We start from the raw sequence: 12,388 nt of genomic DNA, 5'->3' as shown, positions 1-12,388 counted from the left end.
CCCCGGCCCGCTCTTCCTGAGCGGGCGTATCTTCAAGGCCGCTGGCCCGTGACGCAGCGGCCCGCGCCGCCCAACCTGACTGACGTATCCCGCATGGCCGTATTCACTCCCGTCTCTGACGCCGAACTGGGCGACTGGCTGCAACATTACGATCTCGGCGATGTCGTCGAATTGCGCGGCATCCAGTCGGGCATCGAGAACAGCAATTTCTTTCTCACGACCACGCGCGGCGAATTCGTGCTGACGATCTTCGAAAAGTTGACGGCGCAGCAGTTGCCGTTCTATCTCGATCTGATGCGCCATCTGGCGTCGCATCGCGTGCCCGTGCCGGACCCGATGCCGCGTCGCGATGGCGCGTTGTTCGCGCTGCTCAACGGCAAGCCCGCGACCATCGTAACCAAGCTCGAAGGCAAGCCGGAACTCGCGCCGACGCCCGCGCACTGCATCGAAGTGGGTCAGATGCTGGCGCGTCTGCATCTCGCCGGGCGCGATTTCCCGGCGCATCAGCCGAATCTGCGCAGTCTCGCGTGGTGGCAGGAAAACGTGCCGTCGATCATCGACTATTTGAGCGAAGCGCAGCGCACGCTGATCGAAAGCGAACTCGCGCATCAGGCGGCGTTTTTCGGCTCGGGCGATTACGCATCGCTGCCGGGCGGCCCGTGCCATTGCGATTTGTTCCGCGACAATGTTTTGTTCGCGGATGGCATCGAGCACGCGCGGCTGGGTGGATTTTTCGATTTCTACTTTGCGGGCGTCGATAAATGGTTGTTCGATGTTGCCGTCACCGTGAACGATTGGTGTATCGATCTGAATATGGGCGTGCTCGATCACGCACGTGTCGATGCCATGCTGCGCGCGTATCAGACCGTGCGTCCGTTCACGCCGGCAGAAGAGCGCCACTGGAACGACATGCTGCGCGCCGGCGCGATGCGCTTTTGGGTGTCGCGCCTGTACGACTTCCATCGGCCGCGCGAAGCGCAGATGCTCAAAGCGCACGATCCCGGCCATTTCGAACGCATTCTGCGCGAACGCGTCAAAGCGGCGTCGACTCACGCCCAACGGTAACTTTTCACACTCATGCGACTCATCGAAGTCCCCGCCAAGACCGGCTATGTCTGGTTCCGCCAAGGCCTGTGGCTGTTCCGCCGCAATCCGTTTGCGTTTCTCACGGTGTTTTTCGCGTATCTGTTCGCGATGACGCTGATTTCGCGCGTGCCGCTGATCGGGCCGTTTTTGCCGCTGCTGTTTATTCCGGGCGTCGCGGTCGGCTTCATGGCGGCGTGTCGCAATACCATCGCTGGCAAGCCGGTCTGGCCGACCATTCTCGTCGATGGCTTTCGCTCCTACGGCGGCACGGTCGCCCGTCGGCTGCTGCTGCTCGGCGCGCTGTATATCGTGGCGATGGCGGTGATTTTCGCGTTATCGGCGTTGGTCGATGGCGGCACGTTGCTTAGCATGATGATGGGCGACGGCCCGACCGGCGACCCTGAAACCGTCGCCGCGAGCTTCAGCCCGCTCGCCGTGCTCGTGGCGATGGCGTGCTACGTTCCGGTCGCGATGCTGTTCTGGTTCGCGCCGATTCTGGTGGCATGGCACGAGGTTCCGACCGCGAAGGCGTTGTTCTTCAGCCTGGTTTCGTGCTGGCGCAATCGCGGCGCGTTCGTGCTGTATGGGATCGTGTGGATCGCGGTGGCGCTGGCGGTGTCGTTCGGTCTGACGGCGCTGATGCAGGCGATCGGCCTGAGCCAGGAAATGGCCTTTGCCGTGCTGATGCCCGCATCGATTCTGGTGACCACGGCGCTTTATTGTTCGTTCTACGCCACCTATCGCGGCTGCTTCGGCGTGCAATCGCCGGAAACGCCCGATATCCCCGACGCAACGGGCGCTTAAGCAGCGCCGCGCAGCGTTCCTTCGCGCGCGAAGCGTTTTACGTACACTAGCGACATCGGCCATACGGCCTTTTCGTCGCGCTTCGCCGCGCCTCGCCATGACCTCGCCCGCCGAATTCCCGCTCGAACTCGATCAGCAACTCTGCTTTGCGCTCTACTCGACATCGCTTGCGATGACGAAGACCTACAAGCCGCTGCTCGAAAAACTCGGCCTGACCTATCCGCAATATCTCGCGATGCTCGTGCTCTGGCAGAACGACGGCATCACGGTCAAGGAAATCGCCACGCGGCTTTCGCTCGACTCGGCGACGATGACGCCGCTGCTTAAGCGGCTCGAAGCGCAGGGTTACGTCGAACGTACGCGCGGGATTGCTGACGAGCGGCAAGTGCATATTCGCCTGACGCAAAACGGACGCGATCTGCGCGAGTCCGCGAAGGGCATTCCTACGGAAATTTTCTGCGCGGCGGGATCGGATATCGACGAATTGCTGCGTTTGCGCAGCGATCTGGTTCGTCTGCGCGCATCGCTTAACGAGTACATCGGACAGTCATAGCCGAGCCGATAGAGAACGGCTAAGCAAATCATCGCGAAAATTTAATTTGTACACTAATGATTATCGCGATATATTCCTCTCCGTGGTCGATGCAGTGCTGACCAGTCAACCAACCGAACCAAGGAGAGAGCCATGACCATTCTGTACAAAGCTACGGCAACCAGCACCGGCGGACGTGACGGACGTGCGGTGTCGTCGGATGAGCAGTTGAATGTGAAGTTGAGCGCACCGAAGGAATTGGGCGGCGCGGGCGCGGCGGGCACGAATCCGGAGCAGTTGTTCGCAGCCGGTTACTCGGCGTGCTTTCTGTCGGCAATGAAGTTCGTCGCCGGTCAACAAAAGAAAACTGTTCCCGCCGATACAACGGTCACCGCCGACGTAGGCGTCGGCCCGAACGATGCAGGCGGTTTCGCGCTCGATATCGAACTGTGCGTGACGCTGCCGGGTCTGGATCGCGCCGAAGCACAGGCGCTCGTCGATACAGCGCACAAGGTTTGCCCGTACTCGAACGCGACGCGCGGTAACGTCGATGTGCGCGTGAAGCTCGTCTGAGGCTTAAGCGCCTGAGATACAAAAATGCCGGCTGCAAAGCCGGCATTTCTATTTGCCTCAAAGCTTAAGCTAAAAGCTTAGCTGGACATCCACGACGGGTAACGCGTCGCCTTACGCTTGTCCAAAGCCTTCATACGATATTCGAGATCGTAAATGTCGGTGGCTTCGGCGAGATATTCGTCGTCGCGTTGTTGATCGCGTTGGTCGGCGGACTTCGTCAGGAACAGGAAAATGCGGCTGAGCAGGAACATGGTGGGCCTCGCTGGGATACTAGGGTTACTACCTATGAAAGTGATTATAGGGTAATCCCTGACACAACACCAGCACTTTTGTGACAAATCTCTGATAGTAAAGACTAATTTGCAACACTCGAAACGCTGGATGCCCCGTCTACGCGACCGCTGCGTCGCGTGCAGCCTCGCTCGGGCGTCGCTGATATTTGAAAAAATCCCACATCACCGCGCCGGAGTCCGGACCTTTGGACGAGTGGAACGCGACGGTATCGTCGCCGCCGGCCCATGAATGGCCGAGTCCGCGCACGATCGACGTCTTCACCACGCGCCGGCCATTCTTGATGTAGTCCGTCACCACGCCATCCGGATGCGCTTCTTCGCGCGCTTCGCCTGCGCGACGGTTGCCGGCTGCATCGACGAAACCGTTCAGGCGCAGAAACTGTTTCGCCAATTGCTCCGCGTTCGACGCGCTCACCACCGAATCCAGTTCGCCGTGAACGATGATCGCGGGCATGCCGGGGTAATCGCGCACGTCGAGCGCGGCGTCGATCAGCGAAATGGGATCGGTGCGGCTGCCACGTCGCATGACGTCCATCGCGCCGATAGCCGAATGCGCTTCACCAAAAACCGGCCCGGAATGCAGGCCGACTGCCGCGAATAATCGCGGATAGCGAATCGCGAGCAAGGCCGCGAGTCCCGCGCCCGCGGACATGCCCGCGAGATACACGCGTTCTGCATCGAGGTCATGCTCGTCGATCACCGCCTTCACGAGCGATACGATCGATGCCGCCTCGCCGCCGCCTCCGCCGGCTGAATCGTCGTACCAGTGCCAACAGCGATGCGCGTGTTCGTGCTTCGATTGCTCAGGAAACAGCACGGCGAAACCGTATTTATCGGCGAGCAGATTGATGCGCGTACCCTGCGCGAATTCATCCGCGTTCTGCTTGCAACCGTGCAGCATGACGACGAGCGGCATCGGCTCAAGCGCGGTTTTCGGCGGCAAATACAACGCGTACGAAAGATGGTTGACGAAGCGCCCGGCCGTTGGCGGCGCGGAGTGATACGACCGCTCCCACTTTCCGCGCGCCCACGCCGATGCCCGCGGCCGCACCCGCGATTCGCGCACGGCAGGGCGCGCACTCGCGCCCGCACGCGATGGCGTCGCGGCTTTCTTGGCTGCGCCCGATTTGAGCGTCGATTTGACGGTCTTCGCGGCTTTAGCGCGCGTGGGCTTGGCAACCGGTCGCGGCTTGGCGGCGCGAATGGCTTCCGCCTGGCCGGCAACGAGGCGTCTCAGGCCACGCAACCAGAGCTTGGTAAGGCTTTTAGACATTCGGCGGTTCCTCTACATATGGTGCATTCGTACGACGCGCGAGCAGAAAAGCGCGCCGAGTTGTGCATTGCACAATAACATCAAATGACGATGGCGGCGCGTATCCGAAATCTTATAAATGCAGGAGAATTGCACTCGTTTCAGCGATTTAAGTAAAAAATAACCGATGTTACACGACGTAACATGACATATTTCAGAGCCTGCGCGAGATAATTCAGGATCGTCCCACACGGTATACTCCTGAACATTCCTACACTGTGAATTCCGCGCGCAACAGCCGATATCCAAATATCGGCATGTACTGACGCACCGCAGCAACAGCCATTCCCATTATTTCGATGAACCTGGATTTGCCCGTTTCCGTCTGGATGTCAATTACCGCGCTCGGCAGCGTGGGCGTCATGGCGCCTGTCGCGATGGCTGTCGCGGCGTGGCTCGTGGTCGGTTATCGATGGAAATATGCGCTTGCGTGGCTCGGACTGCTAGGCATGGCCAGCGGCCTGGTCGCGCTGACGAAGATCGCGTTTATCGGCTGGGGAATCGGTGTGCGCAATCTCGACTTCACCGGCATCAGCGGACATGCGCTGATGTCCACATCCGTGCTTCCGGTGGCGCTGTTCGTCGCGCTATTGCCGGCGCGCAACTGGATTCGCGCGAGCGGCGTCGTGGCCGGATTGCTGTTTGGCGTAATGGTCGGCGTGTCGCGCGTGGTGTTGGACGCACATTCGATTTCCGAAGTGGTCGCCGGATGCGCGCTCGGCGCGTTGGTCGCGCTGTCGTTTGTGTGGATCGCGTGGCGCGCGGAGCCGGGCAAGTTGTCACCGATGCCCGTCGCGGCAAGTCTGGCCGCTGTCGTGGTCGCGTTGCACGGCGTGCCGGTGCCAACGCAACATTGGATCACCGAGATCGCGCTCGGTTTGTCGGGCCACGAACGGCCCTACGTGCGCGCTCGCTGGAAAGTGAAGCACTATCACATTCCCGACCGCCGCACGGAAGCTCGGCCGCCGTTCGCTGCGGCAGCGGCCTGAGCATTCACACTCAGTCGTTCACGCCGATGATCACGCTCGACGCCTTGATCACCGCGACCGCCTTTTGACCTTGCGCCAGCCCGAGCGTATCGACGCTCTGGTTCGTGATGACCGCCGTGATGGTCGTCGAATCGTCGAGTGATAAGGTCACTTCCGAGTTCACCGCGCCCTTCGTCACACTGGCAACCGTACCGCGCAATTGATTGCGCGCCGACAGCTTCACGCCAGTGTCTTCCATCAGCATGACCCACGACGCCTTGATCAGCGCCACGGCGTCACCGCCTTCCTTCAGATTCAGCGCTTCCGTGCTTTCGTGCGTGACGACCGCGACGATGGTCTGTCCGCCCGGCAAGCCGAGCTCGATTTCATCGTTGACGGCTCCGCGCGTGACTTTGGTCACCTTGCCCGTCAGTTGATTGCGTGCGCTTGTTTTCATTCCCAGTCTCCCGATGAGTTGCCAGTCGCGTGCAAAACCTTCGATGGCCGCGCCCGCGCGTTCAAGAAATTTGCGATGCTCGCGCTCCACCGCGCCGTAGGTCTCGATCAGCCTGAGCGCAGCCGGCGTGAGTTTGGTGCCGCCTCCGCCGCGCCCGCCGCTCGCAGTCACGACGAGTGCCTCGCCCGCGAGGTTGTTCATCGTATCGACGGCGTCCCACGCGGCCTTGTAGCTCATGCCGACGGCCTTCGCCGCCGACGTGATCGAACCGGTATCGCGGATCGCCGCCAATAACGCGATGCGCGCCGCGCCGCCGAGCGTCTGATCGCCCGTTTTGAGCCATACGGAGCCGCCGATTTCCAGCGAATCGCGTTCTTTATTCACTGCGTCCTCTTACACGATTTGGATGCGAGCCTTGCGCGGAAATTATATCGATCCGCATGACGCCGCTGATCATCATCACGGACGTTCGATCATATAGCTCTCAACATACCAAATGATCATTTCATAGTTCATGAAATCGACACACGCACCGGGAAACATGGCCGTCTGTAATCCATTTCTATGTTTCCAATCCGCCCCAATCCACCCAATTCGCCCTTGCGCAAGCCCAAAAGACTCCAGGAATCGACATGAATCAGATTGCCTTTACCCAAACCCGAGAGAGTAAAACGCTCGGGCAACGGCTTGCCACCTTGCTGTTCATCATCGCTATCGTGGCGGGCGCGGCGTATTGCGTGCTGCATCTGCTCGAGGATTTGTCGCCGGTGCGCGAGTCGTCGGCGTTTCCGTACATTCTGCTCGGCATTGCATTGCTGATCGCGCTCGGCTTCGAGTTCGTCAACGGCTTTCACGATACCGCGAACGCCGTCGCCACGGTCATCTACACGCACTCGCTGACGCCGAATCTGGCGGTCGTGTGGTCGGGTGCGTGGAACTTCATCGGCGTGCTGATTTCGAGCGGCGCGGTGGCGTTCGGGATTCTGCAATTGCTGCCGGTCGAGCTGATTCTCGGCGTCGGCAGCGGCCAGGGCTTCGCGATGGTCTTCGCGCTGCTGATCGCCGCTATCATCTGGAATCTGGGCACGTGGGCGCTCGGTCTGCCTTCGTCCAGTTCGCACACGCTGATCGGTTCGGTGATCGGCGTCGGCCTGATGAATCAGATGCTGCACGGCACGGACGGCACCTCGGGCGTGGACTGGAATCGGGCGCTGGGCGTCGGCAAGTCGCTGCTGTTCTCGCCGATCATCGGTTTTATCGCAGCGGCTTTTTTGCTGTATGTGCTCAAGCTCGTGGTGCGCGTGCCCGCGCTCTACAAGGAGCCGGAAAAGAACACGCCGCCGCCGTTCTGGATTCGCTGCCTGTTGATCCTGACGTGCACGGGCGTCTCCTTCGCGCACGGTTCGAACGATGGCCAAAAGGGCATGGGCCTGATCATGCTGATTCTGATCGGCACGGTGCCGACCGCTTACGCGCTCAACAAGGCCGTGACGCCTGCCGAAACGCAGACGTTCCTGTCGGTCAGCCATAGCGCGGCCGAAGTGCTGACGAAGTACGCCGGCAGCGCAGCGCCCTCAGCGGATTCGAAGAGCGCCGTCGAAAAGTATGTTCAGACCAAGCATGTCGCGCCGGATACGATCGCCTCGCTTAAGAGCCTGGTTCAATCGATCGATTCGCAAGTCCGTCCGAACGATTCGGTGTCCAACGTGCCGCAAGGTCAGGTGCGCAACGTCCGCAACGAGATGTATATCGCCTCGGAAGCGCTGCGGATCATGGACAAGCAGAAGGACCCGGCGTTCTCAGCGGATGACGGCGCGGTGCTCAACAACTACAAGAAGCAACTCGATCACTCGACCAAGTTCATCCCGACGTGGGTGAAGGTGGCGGTCGCGGTCGCGCTCGGTCTGGGCACGATGGTCGGCTGGAAGCGCATCGTTGTGACGGTAGGCGAGCGTATCGGCAAGACGCACTTGACGTATGGCCAGGGCGCATCGGCTGAATTGGTCGCGATGCTGACCATCGGTGCAGCGGACGCGTACGGTCTGCCAGTGAGTACGACACACGTGTTGTCGTCGGGTGTCGCGGGCACGATGGCCGCGAATGGCTCGGGTCTGCAATGGCGCACGGTGCGCAGCCTCGCGCTGGCGTGGATTCTCACGCTGCCGGTGTCGATCGTTCTGGCTGGCGCGCTGTTCTGGGCGTTCCGCGGACTGTTCTGAAGCACGAATGAAAGCGTGTTTGAAAGTTTTGCCCTAAGCTCGCTTTCAACCCTTTAGTTTCGACAATCGATGTACCCGGCCCGCGTGTCCGAAAGGACGCGCGGTCCTTTTGCTATCAGGCTTTCATGGTCATTGGCACAGCCATTGCTCAATCCTCCTCGTCGATCGCACGACACCGGCCAGCGGACACGTTCCGCCGACCACTCGACGTGCCGCTGGCTGGGAGACCACGTCAGGCGCCGGTCAAGTCACGCGGTCTTTGATAAGGAGAAGTCAAATGACGATCGGAACCATCCTGCTGATCATCCTGATCTTGTTGTTGGTCGGCGCCATTCCGTCGTGGCCGCATAGCCGCAGTTGGGGTTATGGCCCGAGCGGGATTCTCGGCGTCGTATTGGTCGTGGTGATCGTGTTGTTGTTGATGGGACGGATATGAAGTCTCGCGGCCGATCGTCATTCGAACGGCCTTGCTGCAAACTCATCTGAAAAGGAAAAGGGGCGCCCGCTGGACGCCCCTTTTTCTGTCTCGACGATGCCGCGTTCAGACGCGCATCACCTGCCCATTCGGCTCGATCTTGCGCGGAATGACCGGCTCGCTCGGTTTCGGCGATGCCTTCGCGCGCGGCGCGGTCATCTGCGGATCGGACGCTGTCTTGTCGGCGACCTGTTTCACCGTAGTCGAAGCCTTGCGCTTCTTTTTCGATGCCGTTTGCGTCGCGGCATGCGGCTTGGTTTTTCCAGCCTTTGCGCCTTGCGATTCGGGTGGATTCCAGACTTCGGTGTATCGCTCGGACGCCGAAGCGGCCGATATGCCGAGGAAGAACAAAATGGAGAGGAAAACGAGCTTCAAGAGATTCGCTCCGTGGTTCCGAGGTTAGTGACCCGCATGACCTGCACTGCCGGCGAGGATGGCATCGAGCGTGCGCTCGGATGTTTCCAGCTCCTGCAAAGCGGCATCGAGGCGCTCTTGCGAGCGCGCGATGGACTGTCCGCCGTCGATGAAATCGGGTTCGCCACGCGTGGCGTCAAACGCCGCGTGGACGGCGCGCGTCGCCATGATGAAGCGTTCGAGCGCAACGGCTTCGGGCGATTCCCGGCGAGGGTTCATCGGCATACTCCTTATGCGGACAAGCTGTACGAATATACAGTAACCCGGCGCGTCGGAAAACCGCCCGAATGCGACGTGGTGAAAATGCCGAAGCAGGCCTTGACCGCGACGTTTCGACGCGAATCGCCATCGTACGTCGCGCGATCAAGTCGCGATTAAGTCGCGCTTAATTCTCCGACGACACACTCGCTACGACCATTCACCGAGGAGCGTGTCATGCCAGCCCGCAGCGTCCGCCGTCCGGACTTCACCAATCTCAAATCGACGATGCGCAGCCAGTACGCGTTGCGCCTCCACGAATGTCGCTTGTCGCAGCCGATCGAACCGCCATGGGGCCGCGCGTATCGCATGGCCGAATGGTCGATGAAGGACGACACGCGTGTGCAACGCTGCGTGGTTCCCGCCGATTGCACGCCATCGCGCCTCGCCGATGAAATCCGCGCCCACATTCCCGGCCGACGATACGGTCCGCAAGACGACGAGGAATAAGCACATCGAAGCTTGCTAATATCCACATATAGACTAATATACGAGTCAAGTTCCTTTGGAGACTCGATATTATGCCGAACGCCGCACGCCTCGCGCCCGCGGCAGGTGGCCGTCCGCCGCCGCCCGCGCCCGATCTGAGCGAGCTATCCGCGGCCGGCCTGCGCGCGTTCTTCAACATCGCGCGCGACTGGTCGCTTTCAGCCGAAGAGCAAATCATTTTGCTCGGCGCGCCGGGCCGTTCCACCTTCTTCAAATGGAAGGCTGCGCCGCAATCCGCGCGGCTGGCGCGCGACACGCTCGAACGCTTGTCACTCATTCTCGGCATCTACAAGGCGTTGCAGATTCTCCTGCCCGAACCCAACGCCGCCGATTCCTGGATCAAACGCCCCAACGCCGCGCCGCCGTTCGGCGGACGTCCGGCGCTGGATCGCATGCTGGCGGGCAATATCAGCGATCTCGTCGCGGTCCGCCAATATCTCGACGCCATGCGAGGCGGATGGGCGTGACAGGTACTAACGTGATTACCGGCTGGCGCGAACGCTGGCCGCATAGTGCGCTGGATTGGTCGCCTGCGTATCGCGTGATTCCTACGCGTTTTCCTGCCGTCAACTTGTTCGATCGCGTGGCATCGCCGAAAGATTTCGAAGCGTTGTACGCGCTCGAAGCGATGACCAACGACCGCCTGCGCACCGAACTCGGCGAACTCGATCTCGTGCCGCCCGACGAACGCTGCTTCGGACCCGGCTGCGGTCCGATCATGGCCGCGTTCACGCATCTGAACCCGAGCGGCAGCCGCTTTTCCGATGGCAGCTACGGCGTGTTCTACTGCGCGCGCGACAAGCAGACGGCGATCGCGGAGACGCGCTATCACGCCAGCTTGTTTCTCGCGGCGACAAACGAAGCGCCGCTGCGTCAGCAGATGCGGCTCTACACCGTGCAGGCGCAGGGCGAAGTGGTGGATTTGCGCGGCGGGCGTATCGCGGAAGCGGGATTGGATCGGCGCATTCTCGATCCCGACGATTACGGCCCCGGCGAGGCCATCGGTCGATTGATCCGCACGGCGGGCGCGCCGGGGATTGCGTATCCATCGGTGCGGGATACGGCGGGCGAATGCCTCGCCGCGTTACGCACGACGATGCTGCGCGATTGTCGCCACGCCGCGTACCTCGAATACAACTGGAACGGTCGCGCAATCGATTGCGTGTTCGAATTGAACCAGGTTGGCTAGCTTTAGCTAAGCGCGACAGCCGCAGCCGACCGCGTGCGCGCCAGCTTCTTGGTCGCGGGCCGCGCCGCTTTCGGCGATGCCTTGCGCGCCACGCTCTCCAGCGCTTGCGTCGCCACGCCCTTCTTGCTCGATTTCAACGCGCCCGTCCGCGCCTTTCGGCTCGAATCGGTGAGCAGCTTCGCCAAACGCGCATCGCTGGTCGATACACCTTTGCGCTTCTCGCGCGCCCTCCGCTTTGCATCCTTTTCGAGGAAGATGGCGAGCGCGGCTTCATCCGTCTTCAAACCGCGCCGGCGCGATGCGGGCATCGCATCGGCCAATTCGCCGGCTTCGAAGGCCTCGATCACAGCCGGATGCACATAGCACTTCCGACACACCGCAGGCGTATTGCGCAGCAATTGCGCGACATCCTTGATGGTCCCGACGATATGCTTGCGCGCCTCCGTCACCGTCTCCCATTCCAGCCGGCGCAGCGCCGCCAGCGCGAACACGCTGCCCGCCCACGTGCGGTAATCCTTGGCAGTGAATTCCGCGCCCGTGACTTCATGCAAATAATCGTTGATATCGGATGAAGTCACGGCATGGCGCTCGCCGTCCGCATCGAGATATTGGAAAAGATCCTGGCCCGGCAAGTCCATGCAGCGTTTGACGATCCGCGCCACGCGCGCATCGCTGACGGCGACATCGTGCTCGATTCCGCTCTTGCCGCGAAACTTGAACCGCAGCGTATTCGCCGATACCTTCAGGTGCCGCTTGCGCAGCGTCGTCAGTCCATACGAGCGATTTTCCCGCGCATATTCCTCGCTGCCGACGCGAATCAGCGTTGTATCGAGCAGCCTGACGACGGTGGCAAGCACCTTGTCACGCGGCATTCCATCGAGCGATAAATCACGCGCTACGCGAGCGCGCAGCTTCGGCAGCACCGCGCTGAACGCGAGCATGCGCTCGTACTTGGTGGCATCGCGGGTTTCGCGCCATTGCGGGTGATAGCGATACTGCTTGCGCCCGCGCGCATCGCGTCCGGTGGCTTGCAGGTGCCCGCGCGAATCGGGGCAAATCCATACATCGATATAAGCGGGCGGAATCGCGAGCGCGTTGATGCGCCGAATCTCGCCTTCATCGTCGATACGCTTGCCTTGCGTGTTGAAGTACTTGAACGCGCCATCGGTCCATTCGCGCGTGTAGCCGCGCCGCGAATCGTCCACGTAGCGCAGGCCGGGCGGCAGGTCTTCGGGGCAGCCGTCGGGTGCATCGTCGAGTTGGGTCGTCGTTGTTCTGTCCACTGCGCGCCTCGCCATGTCTTCGATTACATGGCGACA

At 61.1% G+C, this 12,388-nt stretch carries 16 protein-coding genes; 10 read left to right on the top strand and 6 right to left on the bottom strand.

Going from position 1 to position 12,388, the window contains the following annotated elements; genetic code table 11:
• Nucleotides 1-93 precede the first annotated feature (93 nt).
• The 4 genes from P7F28_RS11825 to P7F28_RS11810 all read left to right on the top strand — a co-directional run bounded on the left by P7F28_RS11825 (nucleotide 94) and on the right by P7F28_RS11810 (nucleotide 2,995).
• Nucleotides 94-1,065, top strand: coding sequence for a homoserine kinase (locus P7F28_RS11825; RefSeq protein WP_277184674.1), 972 nt, complete (start codon nucleotides 94-96; stop codon nucleotides 1,063-1,065).
• A gap of 12 nt (nucleotides 1,066-1,077) precedes the next feature.
• Nucleotides 1,078-1,890, top strand: a complete 813-nt coding sequence (locus P7F28_RS11820) for a BPSS1780 family membrane protein (protein WP_277184673.1) — start codon at nucleotides 1,078-1,080, stop codon at nucleotides 1,888-1,890.
• Between the two features lie 97 nt (nucleotides 1,891-1,987).
• The gene (locus P7F28_RS11815; RefSeq protein ID WP_277184672.1) at nucleotides 1,988-2,443 is read left to right on the top strand and encodes a MarR family winged helix-turn-helix transcriptional regulator; all 456 of its coding nucleotides are present in this window, start codon (nucleotides 1,988-1,990) and stop codon (nucleotides 2,441-2,443) included.
• 132 nt (nucleotides 2,444-2,575) lie between these two features.
• Complete coding sequence (locus P7F28_RS11810) at nucleotides 2,576-2,995, top strand: organic hydroperoxide resistance protein (RefSeq protein WP_277184671.1); 420 nt, start codon at nucleotides 2,576-2,578, stop codon at nucleotides 2,993-2,995.
• Between the two features lie 77 nt (nucleotides 2,996-3,072).
• On the opposite strand, the gene P7F28_RS11805 is transcribed toward P7F28_RS11810, so the two are convergent.
• Both P7F28_RS11805 and P7F28_RS11800 read right to left on the bottom strand, forming a co-directional pair.
• Nucleotides 3,073-3,246 carry a DUF3563 family protein gene (locus P7F28_RS11805; protein ID WP_277184670.1) on the bottom strand — a complete coding sequence of 58 codons (174 nt, stop codon included), beginning with the start codon at nucleotides 3,244-3,246 and terminating at the stop codon, nucleotides 3,073-3,075.
• 139 nt (nucleotides 3,247-3,385) lie between these two features.
• Complete coding sequence (locus P7F28_RS11800; protein WP_277184669.1) at nucleotides 3,386-4,561, bottom strand: PHB depolymerase family esterase; 1,176 nt, start codon at nucleotides 4,559-4,561, stop codon at nucleotides 3,386-3,388.
• 338 nt (nucleotides 4,562-4,899) lie between these two features.
• Between P7F28_RS11800 and P7F28_RS11795 the strand changes: the two genes are divergently transcribed.
• Nucleotides 4,900-5,589, top strand: coding sequence for a phosphatase PAP2 family protein (locus P7F28_RS11795; protein WP_277184668.1), 690 nt, complete (start codon nucleotides 4,900-4,902; stop codon nucleotides 5,587-5,589).
• Nucleotides 5,590-5,599: 10 nt separating this feature from the next.
• Here the strand turns inward: P7F28_RS11795 and P7F28_RS11790 are convergent, their stop codons facing one another.
• The gene (locus tag P7F28_RS11790) at nucleotides 5,600-6,409 is read right to left on the bottom strand and encodes a TOBE domain-containing protein (RefSeq protein ID WP_277184667.1); all 810 of its coding nucleotides are present in this window, start codon (nucleotides 6,407-6,409) and stop codon (nucleotides 5,600-5,602) included.
• A 248-nt stretch (nucleotides 6,410-6,657) separates the two neighbouring features.
• Here P7F28_RS11790 and P7F28_RS11785 point away from each other — a divergent pair, with 248 nt between their 5' ends.
• Nucleotides 6,658-8,244 carry an inorganic phosphate transporter gene (locus P7F28_RS11785; protein ID WP_277184666.1) on the top strand — a complete coding sequence of 529 codons (1,587 nt, stop codon included), beginning with the start codon at nucleotides 6,658-6,660 and terminating at the stop codon, nucleotides 8,242-8,244.
• A 277-nt stretch (nucleotides 8,245-8,521) separates the two neighbouring features.
• The gene (locus P7F28_RS11780) at nucleotides 8,522-8,680 is read left to right on the top strand and encodes a DUF3309 family protein (protein ID WP_277184665.1); all 159 of its coding nucleotides are present in this window, start codon (nucleotides 8,522-8,524) and stop codon (nucleotides 8,678-8,680) included.
• A gap of 105 nt (nucleotides 8,681-8,785) precedes the next feature.
• Here the strand turns inward: P7F28_RS11780 and P7F28_RS11775 are convergent, their stop codons facing one another.
• The gene (locus P7F28_RS11775; RefSeq protein ID WP_277184664.1) at nucleotides 8,786-9,094 is read right to left on the bottom strand and encodes a hypothetical protein; all 309 of its coding nucleotides are present in this window, start codon (nucleotides 9,092-9,094) and stop codon (nucleotides 8,786-8,788) included.
• A 24-nt stretch (nucleotides 9,095-9,118) separates the two neighbouring features.
• Nucleotides 9,119-9,352, bottom strand: a complete 234-nt coding sequence (locus P7F28_RS11770; RefSeq protein WP_277184663.1) for a hypothetical protein — start codon at nucleotides 9,350-9,352, stop codon at nucleotides 9,119-9,121.
• Nucleotides 9,353-9,568: 216 nt separating this feature from the next.
• Here P7F28_RS11770 and P7F28_RS11765 point away from each other — a divergent pair, with 216 nt between their 5' ends.
• From P7F28_RS11765 to P7F28_RS11755, 3 genes are all read left to right on the top strand, one after another.
• Nucleotides 9,569-9,841 (top strand): DUF2866 domain-containing protein, encoded by a 273-nt coding sequence (locus P7F28_RS11765; protein ID WP_277184662.1) that lies wholly within the window; start codon nucleotides 9,569-9,571, stop codon nucleotides 9,839-9,841.
• A 71-nt stretch (nucleotides 9,842-9,912) separates the two neighbouring features.
• The gene (locus P7F28_RS11760) at nucleotides 9,913-10,347 is read left to right on the top strand and encodes an MbcA/ParS/Xre antitoxin family protein (protein ID WP_277184661.1); all 435 of its coding nucleotides are present in this window, start codon (nucleotides 9,913-9,915) and stop codon (nucleotides 10,345-10,347) included.
• A complete protein-coding gene (locus P7F28_RS11755; RefSeq protein ID WP_277184660.1) occupies nucleotides 10,338-11,069 on the top strand; it encodes an RES family NAD+ phosphorylase in 732 nt (243 codons plus the stop codon). Before P7F28_RS11760 ends, P7F28_RS11755 begins: the two co-directional genes overlap by 10 nt.
• A 2-nt stretch (nucleotides 11,070-11,071) precedes the next feature.
• Here P7F28_RS11755 and P7F28_RS11750 read toward each other — a convergent pair whose 3' ends face one another.
• The gene (locus tag P7F28_RS11750; protein ID WP_370467302.1) at nucleotides 11,072-12,367 is read right to left on the bottom strand and encodes a DNA topoisomerase IB; all 1,296 of its coding nucleotides are present in this window, start codon (nucleotides 12,365-12,367) and stop codon (nucleotides 11,072-11,074) included.
• Nucleotides 12,368-12,388 lie beyond the last annotated feature (21 nt).

Origin of the sequence: Caballeronia sp. BR00000012568055 (assembly GCF_029439455.1) — a bacterium.
Classification (GTDB): Bacteria; Pseudomonadota; Gammaproteobacteria; order Burkholderiales; family Burkholderiaceae; genus Caballeronia.
The sequence above is the reverse complement of the archived record's forward strand: the minus strand, read 5'-3'. Positions and strand labels throughout refer to the sequence as shown.

Coding starts and splice junctions, on each gene's coding strand:
- P7F28_RS11825 (WP_277184674.1), top strand. CDS start 94: ATGGCCGTATTCACTCCCGTCTCTGACGCCGAACTGGGCGACTGGCTG.
- P7F28_RS11820 (WP_277184673.1), top strand. CDS start 1,078: ATGCGACTCATCGAAGTCCCCGCCAAGACCGGCTATGTCTGGTTCCGC.
- P7F28_RS11815 (WP_277184672.1), top strand. CDS start 1,988: ATGACCTCGCCCGCCGAATTCCCGCTCGAACTCGATCAGCAACTCTGC.
- P7F28_RS11810 (WP_277184671.1), top strand. CDS start 2,576: ATGACCATTCTGTACAAAGCTACGGCAACCAGCACCGGCGGACGTGAC.
- P7F28_RS11805 (WP_277184670.1), bottom strand. CDS start 3,246: ATGTTCCTGCTCAGCCGCATTTTCCTGTTCCTGACGAAGTCCGCCGAC.
- P7F28_RS11800 (WP_277184669.1), bottom strand. CDS start 4,561: ATGTCTAAAAGCCTTACCAAGCTCTGGTTGCGTGGCCTGAGACGCCTC.
- P7F28_RS11795 (WP_277184668.1), top strand. CDS start 4,900: ATGAACCTGGATTTGCCCGTTTCCGTCTGGATGTCAATTACCGCGCTC.
- P7F28_RS11785 (WP_277184666.1), top strand. CDS start 6,658: ATGAATCAGATTGCCTTTACCCAAACCCGAGAGAGTAAAACGCTCGGG.
- P7F28_RS11780 (WP_277184665.1), top strand. CDS start 8,522: ATGACGATCGGAACCATCCTGCTGATCATCCTGATCTTGTTGTTGGTC.
- P7F28_RS11770 (WP_277184663.1), bottom strand. CDS start 9,352: ATGAACCCTCGCCGGGAATCGCCCGAAGCCGTTGCGCTCGAACGCTTC.
- P7F28_RS11765 (WP_277184662.1), top strand. CDS start 9,569: ATGCCAGCCCGCAGCGTCCGCCGTCCGGACTTCACCAATCTCAAATCG.
- P7F28_RS11760 (WP_277184661.1), top strand. CDS start 9,913: ATGCCGAACGCCGCACGCCTCGCGCCCGCGGCAGGTGGCCGTCCGCCG.
- P7F28_RS11755 (WP_277184660.1), top strand. CDS start 10,338: ATGGGCGTGACAGGTACTAACGTGATTACCGGCTGGCGCGAACGCTGG.
- P7F28_RS11750 (WP_370467302.1), bottom strand. CDS start 12,367: ATGGCGAGGCGCGCAGTGGACAGAACAACGACGACCCAACTCGACGAT.